This window comes from Gelidibacter salicanalis (genome assembly GCF_007997285.1).
GTDB lineage: Bacteria > Bacteroidota > Bacteroidia > Flavobacteriales > Flavobacteriaceae > Gelidibacter > Gelidibacter salicanalis.
In genome coordinates this window covers 403,410-417,208 of the sequence record NZ_VORX01000004.1, presented here as the reverse complement: position 1 = coordinate 417,208, position 13,799 = coordinate 403,410, and the positions used below count along the sequence as shown (strand labels likewise).

Genomic DNA, 13,799 nt, shown 5'->3' with positions numbered 1-13,799 from the left:
TACATTCCAACCAGAATTACGCTCGAGCTTATAAGCATCAATTTAAAATCGGTCTTGCAAAGAGCACTATCCAAGATACAAAACGTTACCTTAAAGTGATTATTTTTTTTGGGAGAAGAGAGGAATTATTGCCAACGTTTATGTATAAGGTTAGTTGCGTGGTTAAGTAACTAATTTAGCAAAAATGGAACGAACCAGAGGAAATTCCGAAGGAATTTCCAAGTAGGCTAGAACCAAGCAATTAATTTTATACGGTGTTACCCACAGGTTTTTAATCAATCCAACTGTCAATCTTTTTGTCGATTAACCATTTGTCATTTATTTTTTTTAACAATAGTGTTTCTCCTCCAAAATCCATTGTCCTTATATAAGCTTTGTTAAGACTTTTGTTAAAAATCGGTATGCTTACTGTGAAAAACCCATAATATTTTTGGTTTTCGGTTTTTTCCAAGATTTTACTATAGTAAATTTCTTTATCTAAATATCCTTTTACGTCTAAAATATTAAATCCGTATTCAGAAAGTTTATTAAGGTCAAACCGTTTGTTATCAGCCATTTGTTTTTTTATAAATTCTACATCATTAACTCCAAGTTGTTGGGCGATATATTCCGAATGAGTAATGCTATAACCAGACCTTTTAGTGTCCATTGGTAAAACAGGAGGTGGAATCCCATCGTAATTAGATAAATACATTTCTTTACTTCGCATCAATTTTAAGTCAATAGTGTCGGACAAAATTTGATTTAAAATTTCAATTTTAAATTCATTCGTTATTTTCAATTCCGTTTGAATAAGTTCTTTCTTATTCTCTAAACAAGAAATAAAAATCAGAGTAAATAGTATTTGTAGAGTTTTTTTCAACTTGTGGGTAACGTTTATGTGTATGAGTTGTGGCGTGTGATATCACGGAAAATTACAAACAGTCAACTGCTGAGGAAAATCCGCAGGATTTTCCAAGTAGGCGCGAACCAGCCATAACTTATACACGCTGTTAGCACACGGTTTTTAACTTTTTCGTCCGAGTTTTAAGTCGTTCGAAATGTTGTTTATCAGACTAATGTAGTCAATTCAGATCAATCTTTGTTAAAGTTTTCAGGAGTATGCTTTTTAATTTTATTTGGTCAGATTTGATTCGGTCGAGAAACACAAACATTTGATTTTGCACTTAAAAAGCAAAAAAAAAGCGATTAAGTTCGGAAGGTTTTAATTTGACAGAATGGATTTCAGCGTTCTATTTGTCGGTTCTGTTTTTAAGCCAACGATTTGTAAATCAAAGGTTTTTCTTTTTAGGCGACTTATAGTTAGTGTTCAAGAAGTATTGGTTTTTAAACGACGTTAGTCAATTCGGAATTTTCTTTTTAATAATTCTTTTTGTTCTTAAAAACCAAATTTTTTTCGGTGGATTTGGGCTTTTCTGCGTTCTGGTCAACTGTGTGCTAACGTTTATGTGTAAGAATAGTTGCGTGGGATAAACACCTAAAATACTAAAATTGAACGAGCCTGTGGAAATTCCGCAGGAATTTCCAAGTAGGCGAGAACCAAGCAATTATTTTTACACGGTGTTGTGCATAGTGTTTTATTCAGCCCTAATTTCATATGGTTTTTCTGGAAATCCGAAAAGAATTGCTTTTTTCTCATCAATTTCCTTTATGCCAATTAGTGTTTCTCGTTCATCATTTTCGAAAATCGATGCGAAATAAGTTCCTTGTAAATTTTCCAAAACTAATTTGCGTCCATTTCTTTTCATTCTTTTGTTCAGCTCTTGTATCACTTGACTGTCCAAAACTTTTTTAAACACTAATGGGATTTTTTCATTTTGCCATTGAGCTTTAAATGCGAGCTTCTCAATTTTTTCGGATTCCAGATCTGTTTTGGTCGGTTCGATTCTTTCATAGTCAGTCGCAAATTCAGTATCCTCTGTTTTAAATTCGGTTTCGCTCAACACAGTGTGAGTTTTTCCCATTCTGAATATTCTTATTCGATTGTCATTTACGAATTCGTATTTTGATTCGGAAAGTTTCTCGCTCCATTCAGTTCGGACTTTTGATAATTCATTTCCGCTTTTTAATTCAATGTCAAAATGGTTGATTTGGTCGTTATTGAATTCAATAAATTCTGGTCGACAATAGTCATCTCCTGTTTTAATCTTTAACCAAGTTCCATTCAGGTTTTTCATTTATTTTCTGCGGTTTTTTGGACATTATGCACAACGTTTAGTGTATGAGCAGTGGCGTGTTAAAGTACGAACCTCTCCAAATAAAAACTGGCTTTGGAAAATCCGCAGGATTTTCCAAGTGAGGACTGACCAAGCCATTGCTTATACACATTGTTGTGCGTAGGTTTTTTATTCCGATTCGGTTAATTTAATTTCATTTGGTTTTTCTGGAAATCCGATTAATTTCTTTTTAACTATATACATTTTAGTTTCTCCATCAGTTAATTTTATGCTATCAGCTTTTTTTTCATATTTGCCGAAATAAAGTCCAGTAGTCGTACCATTCTGTTGGTTTGTCATATCCGAAATAGAGAAGTATTCTGACTTTTTCGATAAACTGACTTCATAGTTTTTTTCTCCGATTACAAATTCAAACCGCTCTGATATTCGGTCTTGATAATTCATATACCACAAATTCCAGATTCCGAAAAATAATAAAGGACAGACAATGGAATTTATAAAAAAAAGACTCGATAGTTTGCTTTTAAATATATAGAAAAGAATTCCGATAATTATATTTAAAACGAATAGAAAAGGGACAATGATAATAATTCCAAGTGAAACACTCGGGTCAGGTTCCATTTGGTAAGTCCATAATCCTAAAAATGTTATTTCAAGGATTAAAAGTCCAATTCCGTATGTAATTATCTTTTTAGAGTTCATTGGTTAACTTACGCACAACGTGTTTGTGTATGATTAGTGGCGTGGTTAAGCACCTAATTTAGCAAATAAAAAACGAATAGAAAATCCGCGAGGATTTTCGTAAGCAAGCTAAAACCAGCCATTAATTATACACGTTGTTGGCAATAGTATTTTTGTTTATTATATCCATTAATTTTTCAACGTCAGATTCTATTATGTGACTTAAATCAATCTCAATTTTATTTCCATACGTTTCTGTTATAATCAACTTTTTGTCATTCAATTCAGATGATTTTATTTCTTTGAATTTTATGTTTTTCCCAAAGAACGATTTTATTCTGATTAAGATTCCTCTTTTGTTCCATTGAACATAATTCTGATACCAGAACATTTGGCTACTAATTGCGAAAACGATTAGAAATCCGATTGCATTTAAATATTTATTCGTTTTTTGGTTTTCAAATTCTATAAATTCAAATGCTCCATTTATGATAAGTAATAATCCAATAATGCTTATTACTATTATTATCCAACGTCCTTTTTTTTCTAAATTCCCAAAATGTATTTTTTTCATTTTCCCACTATTGATTTTATCAGTTTGTAAGCGTATAAAACTTCCGATTAAAAACATAATTCCGCAAATCCAATATTCCGATTTTGAATAATAACTTATTCCGCCAATAATTCCGAATGCTGTCTACAATAGATTTGTCAGAATTTCAGTTTTATTCAATTCGTTCGTTTTGTCGTTGTGTTGAGTCATATTATTGCCAACGGTTGGGTATATGAAAAGTAGCGGCTAAAAATGCATTAATTTTCGGTTTATCACTAATGTTTATTAATATGCACATACTTTCGATTTAGCACTAAACCCGCTATTTTTTATATACCGTGTTAGCAAATGTTAATTATAAGTCTTTCACCATTTCAATTTCACCATTTTTAACTACAAACAATGAATTCATAATTTGAGGATTTCCATAAGCATCATTATTCCAAGTACTATTGTGTACTGATATAAATTGTTCAAATATTGCTTCATCCTCAAATGAGTTTGTAACCATCATACATCTTCTTCTTGGAATTGAAACTACCAGTTTTTCTCCACCCATTTTGTTCTGTAAAGCTTCCATAAATTTTGTATCCAGAATTTTTTCACTGCAAAAATCTTGACCATCTATAATTATTACTTTATTAGGAACAACTTCGTTGAATGTAACTTCATATTTATATAAGTTATCATAGGCTTGTTCAACCATTTTTTCAAGTTTCTCTCTTTCTTGGTAGTCAGAGTAATTTAGAAACACAAAATTGTTTGGCGCATCATAGCCAAATCCAACTACGAGTTTTGGATTCTCTTTATCTCCAATAATGGTTTGTCTTAAAGCTCCTGCCTTTATCCCAACCCAATCTCCAGGCTTAAGTATTGGGAATATTTTATCAATTTCACCTGCTTTTATTTTGTTTAAGTCTGCCTCAAATTTGCTATTCCTTTCAGGGTCATTATTTCCTCCGCTATATTTAAATTTCTCTTTTTCAGGATTAGTATCTTTTCCGAATAATTTTTTTAAAAAACTCATTTTTATATTTAGTTTGAAGGTTTTTTTTAATATTTGCTAACAAATATATAGACGCAACCAATTGCGCCTATATTTATTATATGTCCTTATCAAAAATATTACTTTTAAGGATAGGATACAATTTAACCAAAGCACTTTTTATTTTATAATGCCAACAAAATGAGAAAAGACACTTTCCTATAAGTAACCACTACGCATGTACACACTTGACCAAATCAATCACAGCACAACTTCAAAATACCCCTACCCTCAACCAAACGTTTTACCCATAGACGGCAAACCTATCGGATGCGTTAACACAATATGCTACTCTAGTCAATATACTCATGACCGAAGGGACTAATCGGCGAGCCGAGTACTTCTTAGTTATTGTAACACGTTTTTATAATTTCCAGTTACAATTTTTCAGTCAAATCTTGTCGACCTATTATTGCCATTATTTCTACAACATTTTCATTTACTTTGAAATAAATGCTGTCAAAACCACAAACGCAGCGTCTATAGTCTTTTTTTATATAATCAACCGACTCAAATGAAAAAGGTCTATTGGAGATCATGTCAAAATATTCAAAAAATGATTCGAAATATTTATCCGCTTGAGGTATTCCAAATTTTTTTACTCCATAATGGTGAATCCGAATTAAGTCATCTTTAGCCTCGTTACTTAATTTATATTTAGCCATTCAGTAAAGACTTTGATTGCGCTAAAATTTCATTTTTGCTGTCAGTCGAAAATCCGCTATTTTCAGCTTTATCCAATTTGGTACGAATCCAGTCAATTTCGACTTGTTGCTTTCTAGCTTGTCTAATCAAGTCATTTACAAGTTCACTTTTACTTGTATATTCTTTATTATCTACTTGATTTTTTAACCATTCGTCGTTTGGCTTAGTAAATGATATACTTTGTCTAGACATAATTTATTTTTTGATGTAAAAATACATCAAATATGCATCACTTACAAATTGTTGCCAACGTGAGTCTGTGCATCAACTCAATTTTGACTAAAGCTAATGAATGGATTAACATTTAGAGAGCAGTTACGGCAGTATTTTTTGTTGCTTTTGAAATACAGGTTCGTATTCCAAATAAATAAAAGTTGCCCATATAGGCTAAAACTTCTTCAAATATGGTCGCAAATAGTGAGGCAAAGCCTTTTAGCCTGTTTTTCAACACCTCTGGCCCAAGAATGGACATAAGTTCTAGTCAAGTTGTAACAAATCATCATAAGATTTACCTCAGAGAGTACATTTTGTTTTCCCCTCATCAATGTATATGTAAATCCCCTTTGTCTTTTTAGTGTACCAAATTGGTGCTCGGTGACCTCTTGCCTGAGCCGGTAATATTCCGGTTTATCTTCCACTCTTTTTTGGTTTTCGTCCAGAGCCTCCTGATAAATGGAGCGTTCTATGAAGCGTCCGTTTTTATTGGTGGTGCACAGATCTCTCACAGGGCATACCTTGCAGGCCTCTCTGTTCTTGTAGTGCTTGACCATGTGGCCAGCTTTATCGTAGATGCTTCCATTGGTAGTCAACACTTGGTCTGCTGGACAAGTATAGGTGTCGTGTATGCTGTCATATTTGAAATAGACCATTGGATAGCGTCCGTTATGGAGCGATGAGTGGTCCTTCGGAGCGCTGTAGGGCGTGATGCCGTTCTTGGTGCAGATTTCCAGATGCTTGGCGATGGTGTATCCCTTGTCGGTAAGGATGTCCATACCTTCCATTCCCAGGAGTTCTTTGGCATCCAGAGCCATGGGAGTGTCGAAAACATTGTTTTTGATACGGAAGAACTTTATTTCGTTGTTGAGATTAAGAATAATTCTACTTGGGATTATGATTTGAATTTCTTAAAACTTTCGGTTGAAACGAAACAGAAGGGAAAAAGAAAATCGTTACAACGTTTGTATCATGAACCACTATATAATACAATCTGCCTTCCAAAATAAAAGAGAATGAAACGGCTAGGTTTGTATATGTATTACCAAAATTCTCACTATCCAATGATCGTAGGGTAATTTTAGAACTGAACGAAAAAGATGGTGAAAGCCATAGAACTTATTAACTTATAGTTTCTGCTCTAACTGAGTTATTAAATTAGAATTGATTTTTATATTAGATTTCATTGTTGTCCGAAAAAGAATCAAGACCGCTGCGCTGTTAAAATAAAGAATTAAGACTTGTTTGCAACTAACTGACAAACAACGATCATTTAAATTAAAATCGCACATTCCCTCTCGGTAGAAACAGTTTCTAAAATGCAAGGTCTCATTTCGGAAATCTTCTAATGTCCCTTGCTTTAAATAAGTTAGTTAATTTATTATTTATTTTTATCGGACACTAATGATTAGATTTGTAATGAGCAGAACCGCCGAAAATACAGCTTTACTTATAAATTTTAAAGAATAACCATTTTACATGACTTCATTGGTTGCCTTAAAGGTGTTATTCAACATGTTTTAGTGGCGTATTTTTATTCAGAAATATAAAATTGAATTCCTCAATCCCTCTCATTTTTCGTAGTTTGCAAGCTTAATTTTTTTCAAAGTTATTTAATGGAAGTTCATAGCGTAAAAGCAGTACACTCTAAGAGTATTCGATACACCTTTTATTTTATCGGTCTGATATGTTTCGGACTTGGAGTAGCTTTTTCTGTTAAGGTGAAGTATTTGGGATTACATCCATGGGATGTTTTGAATGTAGCACTATTTGATCATTTTGGTTTAAGTATTGGCACGTGGAGTATTATAGTGGGTTTTGTGCTCATTGGCATCTCGTTGTTGGTAAGCAAGAAATATGTCAATATCGGGACATTTCTAAATGCTTTACTAATAGGTCCCATTATGGATCTATTTCTTTGGTCAGGTATATTGCCAGATGCCAGTAATACTTGGACAGACTACCTTTTACTACTTGTGGGGATTTCGCTGACAGGATTAGGAGGTGGTTTATACGTCTCAGGAGGTGTAGGTGCTGGGCCACGAGACGGATTCATGCTTTCCATGTCAGAACGATTCAGATTATCGGTAGTAAAAGCAAGAATCATGGTTGAACTCATCGTGCTGGCTATTGGATTTCTACTTGGCGGTCCGGTTTTTTGGGTGACTTTTATCTATACCTTACTCTTGAGTCCAATTTTTCAATTTTCATTAAAGTTCTTTACGCGTCTGCGTTCAAGATTAGAGGAAAGCTATTGATTCTTGGTGTCACAACTATGCCCCTTAAAACTGTCTCTTTCCATTTGAATTTCTTAAGTTATACAGTGGCAAAAGTGGTTCTATAAATCTTTTTTATAACCACTTATTAGGGGTCTCTATAATTTCTAAATCAATCGTATAAAATGACATTTCAAATTACGTATGAGTCCTTACAGCGTAAAATTTTTTCCTTATCTACATAGTTTTCTATAATCTTGGAAGTCTAATTTGGCTAGATAATGCCTGCGCTGAGTTAAGTTGAAGTGAAGTGCTCCAAGTGACATGGAAGTCAGAAACTAAGAAATTGGATCCAAGATTTTTCATTGCGGCGCTTTGCCTTAAATGGGGTTTTTTGAGGAGTGGTGGAAATGTGCAGAGAAAGTTTTTAATATATAACTATCCATTGTTGTCCGATAAAGAATCAAGACCGCTGCGCTGTTAGAATAAAGAATTAAGACTTGTTTGCAACTAACTGACAAACAACGATCATTTAAATTAAAATCGCACATTCCCTCTCGGTAGAAACAGTTTCGTTTCTAAAATGCAAGGTCTCATTTCGGAAATCTTCTAATGTCCCTTGCTTTTAATGAGTTTGTTAATTTATTATTTATTATTATCGGACACTAATGATAACTTTCATGAACACCCCTCTCCCATTTCCATTACTGTTATACATATTATTATAAATATATTAACAAGAAAATTTAAGTATCTGGCAACGACATATCTTAAAACCGAATTGATCGTCGCATCGATATTGTACAAATAATTGGTGAATTAGATGGTAAAACAATCTGCAGCAGAGAGAATTTCCAATGGATTAATAAGGTCTAAATAAAAAAAAATTCATCTCATTTTATAAACTTGCAGCTACTCAACACGTTCCAGATTTTTCTGAATTGTTAATAACCATTTGACAAAAATTTATAGTCTCAATCAAAAGACATGGATATTATTTACAACTTTACATTTCAAATCAATTCATAATTATTACTCCCTATTCCAATGGAAATCATCAGCGTTTTAAAAAGAGATTTTAGCACAAAACCCTTTCATTTACAAAAGATTACAGATGCCATATTAAAGGCCATGAGCGCTGCAAACCATGGTGAAGTTGAAGATGCGCAGCGCATTTCTGAGAACGTCCATAAAGCACTTTTAGAAAGAAAACAATTGGATGCCAATTATATTCCTACCGTAGAAGAAGTTCAGGATTTTGTAGAAACAAAATTAATGGAAAGCGGTTTTTTTGATGTGGCTAAAGGGTATATCCTCTTCCGTAATCAACAGACCCAAAAACGAAAGCTGAACATTTTCGAGAAGCGAATTAATTTAAAGCCTTACGAATATCCAGCACTATACGAGTATGTTCCTGCAATTCGACATTCGTATTGGATCCATACCGAATTCAATTTCACGAGTGATATTCAGGATTTCAAAACCCGTCTTTCAGAAGTTGAACGTAGCGCCATTAAAAACACCATGCTAGCCATCTCACAAATTGAAGTTGCGGTAAAGGGATTTTGGGGAGATATCTATCACAGAATGCCAAAACCAGAGATTGGTTCTGTGGGTGCCACATTTGCAGAAAGTGAAGTTCGCCATCATGATGCCTATTCGCACTTACTTGAAATATTAGGACTTAATGAAGAGTTTAAGGAACTCAAGAAAAAGCCTGCTATTATGATGCGAGTGCAGTATTTAGAAACGGCCCTTAAAAACGCCAAAAGTGAAGACAATAAAGAGTATGCAGAATCCATTCTTTTATTTTCCCTTTTTATAGAACACGTTTCGCTATTCTCTCAATTTTTGATCATTATGGCTTTCAATAAACATAAAAATATGCTTAAGGGCATTTCAAATGTTGTAGAAGCCACATCCAAGGAAGAGCAAATCCATGGCGATTTTGGAATTGATATTATTAAAATCATCAAACAAGAAAACCCAGAATGGTTTGATGAAAGTTACAATGGCATAATCCAAGAAGTATGTCGCGAAGCTTTTGTATCTGAAAGTAGGATTGTAGATTGGATTTTTGAGGAAGGAGAGCTTGACTTTTTACCTAAAAATGTGGTTAATGAATTTATTAAAAACCGCTTCAACAATTCTCTTGAAAGTATAGGAATAGAAAAAATATTTGAGATAGACGAAACCCTTTTGGCACAAACCGAATGGTTTGACGATGAAATTATTGGCACCAAGCACGGTGACTTCTTCGTGAAACGCTCTATCAATTACAGTAAAAGAACCCAAAGTATAACCAGTGATGACCTATTTTAAATGAACGAACAAAATCCAACTCTCGACACACAGACTTCAAAAACAATTTCCGAAACTGACAACTTGGTAAACGCCCGTAAAGAGGCGCTTCATCAATCGGAAGAAAAGGAACCAAAAGGCTTCGAATGGCTTAATGAGCATAGTAGAAACTTTTTAGCATCAGGGTATCTATCACCGGGCGTGGCTGCAGAGGTACGCATTCGCGAAATAGCAGATAGAGCCGAACACATATTGGGCATCCCGGGCTATGCAGACAAGTTTTACAACTACATGTCTGAAGGTTATTACTCACTGGCATCTCCGGTTTGGTCAAATTTCGGAAAAGAGAGAGGCCTTCCTATCAGTTGTTTTGGGTCGCATATTGGGGATGATATGGGCAACATCCTTTACACACAATCAGAAGTGGGAATGATGTCTAAACTTGGAGGTGGAACTTCAGGATATTTTGGAAAGATTCGCCATCGTGGTGCAGAAGTAAAAAACAACGGGCAAGCTTCAGGTGCCGTCCATATTATGCAGTTGTTTGAATCCATGGTGGATGTTGTGAGTCAGGGATCAGTAAGACGCGGCCGTTTTTCACCGTATTTACCAGTTGAACATCCAGATATTATGGAATTTTTGGAAATTGGTACGGAAGGAAATCCTATTCAGGAACTCACCCACGGTGTAACGGTTACCAACCAATGGATGCAGGAGATGATAGACGGCGATGAAAAAAAGCGTGCTATTTGGGCAAAAGTACTACAGCGAAGAGGAGAAATGGGGTACCCATACATTTTCTTTAAAGACAATGCCAATAATGGGGCCGCAGATGTCTATAAGGATAAAGATTTACCTATTTACGCCAGTAACCTATGTACCGAAATTATGTTGCCATCAAATGACGATTGGTCCTTTGTATGCGTTCTCTCGTCAGTAAACCTATTGCATTACGATAAATGGAAAGATAGCGACGCGGTTGAAACCATGGTCTATTTCCTAGATGCTGTTATTACTGAGTTTATTGATAAATTGGAAGAATATCGCGACTCAGATCGTCGAGAAGACAGGCAAACTTTCCTGTTTATGGAACGCGCTTATAACTTTGCCAAAGACAATCGTGCTTTAGGTTTAGGCGTTTTGGGCTGGCACTCTTTATTGCAATCAAAAATGCTTCCTTTAAACAGCCAAAAAGCATATGATTTAAACAGCGAGATATTTAAAGTCATTCAAGAAAAATCATATAAAGCTTCAGAAGAGCTGGCTGATAAATTTGGAGAACCAGCAGTTCTTAAAGGGTACGGAAGACGCAATGCCACACTAAATGCAATTGCTCCAACCACGTCTTCAGCTTTTATTTTAGGTCAGGTTTCTCAAGGCATAGAACCAATCTGGTCCAATGTGTATGTAAAAGATATTGCCAAGATAAAAACAACCATAAAAAACTCATATCTAGAACAGTTGCTGGATGAAAAAGGTAAAAACACGCCTGAGGTTTGGCGAGATATTCGTGACAATGATGGTTCCGTACAGCATCTTGAGTTCTTAACAGAAAACGAAAGAGACGTATTTAAAACCTATTCTGAAATTGATCAGTTAGACCTTATATACCAAGCAGCTAATCGGCAAAATCATATTGATCAAGGCCAATCGGTAAATATTATTGTACATCCACAAATGCCAGTTAAAGAAATCAATAAAATTCACGTTACCGCTTGGAAACTCGGATTAAAATCGCTCTACTACCAACATAGTATGAATGCTGCCCAAAAATTTGCTCAGAAAAAAGACTGTGCAAGTTGTGAGGCGTAGTGGTTTCGAAATAGGCAAATAATAAGCTATCGAATATAGTAAAGAACAGGTCAACATAGTTTGCACCTGTTCTTTTTAATTTATGGCTTTTATAATCGCTGAACTTAAGCCGATTTATTTTTTCTAAACTCAACAGTCCTCTTCCCTTCTCCTGCTGTCATCTAAACCGTGTATTTTGGTGAAATACTCTCCAAATTATCTGAAAGTTAAAGTCGTGTACCATTGCACTCTTGTGAACAAGGCTTCGATGAAAAATTTACGTATAGTTCGAAATATGGTTTATAGAAAATCAACACATTTTCACGGTAAATTTCATTCCAATTTTTCGCTGACGAGATTTCCCAAATCATTACAGATTTAAGTCACATTTTTGAAACAGCAATGTCAAACATGGTAATTATTTTATTTATGCTACTTTTTATGACCCTAAGTATTCTCCCTAAGATGATTCTGTATAGCCGGAGGTTTTAGCAATACTAAAATGCACGATCAAAAATTATTTTGCCCGTATTGGTGAGGTACAATGGGAATTTTTTTATCATTCCTACGAAATTAGTTAAGGGCTCGACAAGGTCGGTCTTCATACGCTATTCAATCATGGGGCGAATTGACAGATATATAAGATTGATAAAACATACTTTTAGAGCATGGATCCTGGTGCAATTAGAATATCGAATGAGAAAGTGGGCTGACCCAGAAGATGTCATCATTAAAAATGTTATCAAAACATCAATTGAAAATTTACAGTTTTTAAGGATGAAAAAACCCGTAATGGAAAGTGTGGCAAGTAGTACCTAAAATCAGACATTGAATCTGACATTCGCTTCTCAATGAAGACACCAATAAAAGGTCCACATGCTATAATTTGAACATAAGAATAACCTATGAAAAAACAATCCTCCCCAAAAAAAAGCAAATTACCTCTCTATCTTTCTCTTCTCTTACTGACCATTTTAGTCGGGTGTTATTTTACAATTCCCTCTGTAAAAATCTTTTTTGATGAAGCTTGGAATGTCCTGACTAGTGACGAAGAGGCACGCATAAAAAAATGGATTGATGGGTTTGGGTGGCTGGGTCCCATTGTGATCATTTTGGCGATGATCATTCAAATGTTTTTACTTGTAATTCCCACAATTTTATTAATGATAGTGGCAATACTTGCTTACGGTCCTCTCTGGGGAAACCTTATAATTTTTATCGCAGTAATTATTGCTTCGTCGGTGGGTTATATGATTGGAAATTATGTGGGCCCCTCATTTATTGATAGATTATTAGGTGTAAAAACTACCAAAAAAGTTATTTCGTTTGTTAAAAATTACGGATTTGGGGGGGGTTGTCATAACCCGAATCAATCCTTTTTTATCTAACGATGCCATAAGCTTTGTTGCCGGAATTCTGAAAATGAATTATTTCAAATTTATTAGTTCAAGTGCATTAGGAATTGCACCTTTAATAGTATTGATTGCCATAACGGGTAAGAATATCGATTCGCTGAAATATGGACTTTTATGGGGCTCAGTCGGGAGTCTTATTATTTTTGGGGTTTATATTTGGTGGGATAAAAGGAAAAAATATAGTCAATAATACGCCCTCCCAATGATCATAATCACTAATAATAAATCCTTAAACTAAACTTCCTTCTCACTCAATTGTTTTTGCTTATTTATTAGCGTTGAATCCACATTTAGCATCAAACTTAGAGGTGCAGTTGGTTTTAGAACTATAGTAAATATTTTTATGGGATTTGCAATGAATTGGTACACTGTTATCGTTTGCATGGGAGCCAAGAAAGAGCATTGTCCATTATAAGGCATTGAGCAGAATTAAATGGCAATGTACTACTATAGATATTTTGAAAATGGATGATTTTATCGAAGTAGAATTTCAGCGGCCTTAACGTTCAAGCTAGAAATATAGGATTAAGTTTGATCGATTTCCTACTCTTTTACAGCAAAAAAGCAGTCAGATGATGCGGAAAATGAAGCTTTGAATTCGGGGTCCAAGACCATTTATATCATGCGATTTCAGCAAAATATTGTTGTTTTCAGGAATATTCAGCGAGGACTGCTTACATAGACGATAGTTTTAATTCGCTA

The 13,799-nt window shown here is 34.6% G+C and carries 13 protein-coding genes and 1 pseudogene; 6 read left to right on the top strand and 8 right to left on the bottom strand.

The features are described from left to right. Positions 1–271: 271 nt before the first annotated feature. The 8 genes from ES711_RS11020 to ES711_RS10985 all read right to left on the bottom strand — a co-directional run bounded on the left by ES711_RS11020 (position 272) and on the right by ES711_RS10985 (position 6,162). Positions 272–862 carry a hypothetical protein gene (locus tag ES711_RS11020; protein ID WP_146893343.1) on the bottom strand — a complete coding sequence of 197 codons (591 nt, stop codon included), beginning with the start codon at positions 860–862 and terminating at the stop codon, positions 272–274. A gap of 715 nt (positions 863–1,577) precedes the next feature. Next, entirely contained in the window at positions 1,578–2,177 is a 600-nt protein-coding gene (locus ES711_RS11015; protein ID WP_146893342.1) for a hypothetical protein, read from the bottom strand. 168 nt (positions 2,178–2,345) lie between these two features. After that, positions 2,346–2,879 carry a hypothetical protein gene (locus ES711_RS11010; RefSeq protein ID WP_146893341.1) on the bottom strand — a complete coding sequence of 178 codons (534 nt, stop codon included), beginning with the start codon at positions 2,877–2,879 and terminating at the stop codon, positions 2,346–2,348. Between the two features lie 121 nt (positions 2,880–3,000). Then, complete coding sequence (locus ES711_RS11005; RefSeq protein WP_146893340.1) at positions 3,001–3,432, bottom strand: hypothetical protein; 432 nt, start codon at positions 3,430–3,432, stop codon at positions 3,001–3,003. Positions 3,433–3,766: 334 nt separating this feature from the next. Next, on the bottom strand, positions 3,767–4,438 hold the full coding sequence (locus ES711_RS11000) for a hypothetical protein (RefSeq protein ID WP_146893339.1): 672 nt from the start codon (positions 4,436–4,438) through the stop codon (positions 3,767–3,769). A 395-nt stretch (positions 4,439–4,833) separates the two neighbouring features. Continuing rightward, a complete protein-coding gene (locus ES711_RS10995; RefSeq protein WP_146893338.1) occupies positions 4,834–5,121 on the bottom strand; it encodes a type II toxin-antitoxin system RelE/ParE family toxin in 288 nt (95 codons plus the stop codon). Then, entirely contained in the window at positions 5,114–5,353 is a 240-nt protein-coding gene (locus ES711_RS10990; RefSeq protein WP_146893337.1) for a ribbon-helix-helix domain-containing protein, read from the bottom strand. The genes ES711_RS10995 and ES711_RS10990 overlap by 8 nt, the downstream gene beginning before the upstream one ends. A gap of 206 nt (positions 5,354–5,559) precedes the next feature. Next, complete coding sequence (locus tag ES711_RS10985) at positions 5,560–6,162, bottom strand: transposase (RefSeq protein WP_246139185.1); 603 nt, start codon at positions 6,160–6,162, stop codon at positions 5,560–5,562. Positions 6,163–6,195: 33 nt separating this feature from the next. Between ES711_RS10985 and ES711_RS16515 the strand changes: the two are divergent. The 6 genes and pseudogenes from ES711_RS16515 to ES711_RS10960 form a co-directional block, all read left to right on the top strand. Further along, positions 6,196–6,500: pseudogene (locus ES711_RS16515) on the top strand (DUF4138 domain-containing protein); the annotation flags it as partial. Between the two features lie 490 nt (positions 6,501–6,990). Continuing rightward, positions 6,991–7,632: a YczE/YyaS/YitT family protein gene (locus ES711_RS10975; RefSeq protein WP_146893335.1), complete on the top strand. Its 642-nt coding sequence runs from the start codon at positions 6,991–6,993 to the stop codon at positions 7,630–7,632. Between the two features lie 1,005 nt (positions 7,633–8,637). Further along, the gene (locus ES711_RS10970) at positions 8,638–9,912 is read left to right on the top strand and encodes a ribonucleotide-diphosphate reductase subunit beta (protein ID WP_146893334.1); all 1,275 of its coding nucleotides are present in this window, start codon (positions 8,638–8,640) and stop codon (positions 9,910–9,912) included. Next, positions 9,913–11,703, top strand: coding sequence for a ribonucleoside-diphosphate reductase subunit alpha (locus ES711_RS10965; protein WP_146893333.1), 1,791 nt, complete (start codon positions 9,913–9,915; stop codon positions 11,701–11,703). Positions 11,704–12,378: 675 nt separating this feature from the next. Further along, complete coding sequence (locus tag ES711_RS16575) at positions 12,379–12,501, top strand: hypothetical protein (protein ID WP_262713423.1); 123 nt, start codon at positions 12,379–12,381, stop codon at positions 12,499–12,501. An 86-nt stretch (positions 12,502–12,587) separates the two neighbouring features. Next, positions 12,588–13,070 (top strand): TVP38/TMEM64 family protein, encoded by a 483-nt coding sequence (locus ES711_RS10960; protein ID WP_246139184.1) that lies wholly within the window; start codon positions 12,588–12,590, stop codon positions 13,068–13,070. The last annotated feature ends 729 nt before the right edge of the window (positions 13,071–13,799 follow it).

Coding starts and splice junctions, on each gene's coding strand:
- ES711_RS11015 (WP_146893342.1), bottom strand. CDS start 2,177: ATGAAAAACCTGAATGGAACTTGGTTAAAGATTAAAACAGGAGATGAC.
- ES711_RS11010 (WP_146893341.1), bottom strand. CDS start 2,879: ATGAACTCTAAAAAGATAATTACATACGGAATTGGACTTTTAATCCTT.
- ES711_RS11005 (WP_146893340.1), bottom strand. CDS start 3,432: ATGAAAAAAATACATTTTGGGAATTTAGAAAAAAAAGGACGTTGGATA.
- ES711_RS11000 (WP_146893339.1), bottom strand. CDS start 4,438: ATGAGTTTTTTAAAAAAATTATTCGGAAAAGATACTAATCCTGAAAAA.
- ES711_RS10995 (WP_146893338.1), bottom strand. CDS start 5,121: ATGGCTAAATATAAATTAAGTAACGAGGCTAAAGATGACTTAATTCGG.
- ES711_RS10990 (WP_146893337.1), bottom strand. CDS start 5,353: ATGTCTAGACAAAGTATATCATTTACTAAGCCAAACGACGAATGGTTA.
- ES711_RS10985 (WP_246139185.1), bottom strand. CDS start 6,162: ATGGAAGGTATGGACATCCTTACCGACAAGGGATACACCATCGCCAAG.
- ES711_RS10975 (WP_146893335.1), top strand. CDS start 6,991: ATGGAAGTTCATAGCGTAAAAGCAGTACACTCTAAGAGTATTCGATAC.
- ES711_RS10970 (WP_146893334.1), top strand. CDS start 8,638: ATGGAAATCATCAGCGTTTTAAAAAGAGATTTTAGCACAAAACCCTTT.
- ES711_RS10965 (WP_146893333.1), top strand. CDS start 9,913: ATGAACGAACAAAATCCAACTCTCGACACACAGACTTCAAAAACAATT.
- ES711_RS16575 (WP_262713423.1), top strand. CDS start 12,379: ATGAGAAAGTGGGCTGACCCAGAAGATGTCATCATTAAAAATGTTATC.
- ES711_RS10960 (WP_246139184.1), top strand. CDS start 12,588: ATGAAAAAACAATCCTCCCCAAAAAAAAGCAAATTACCTCTCTATCTT.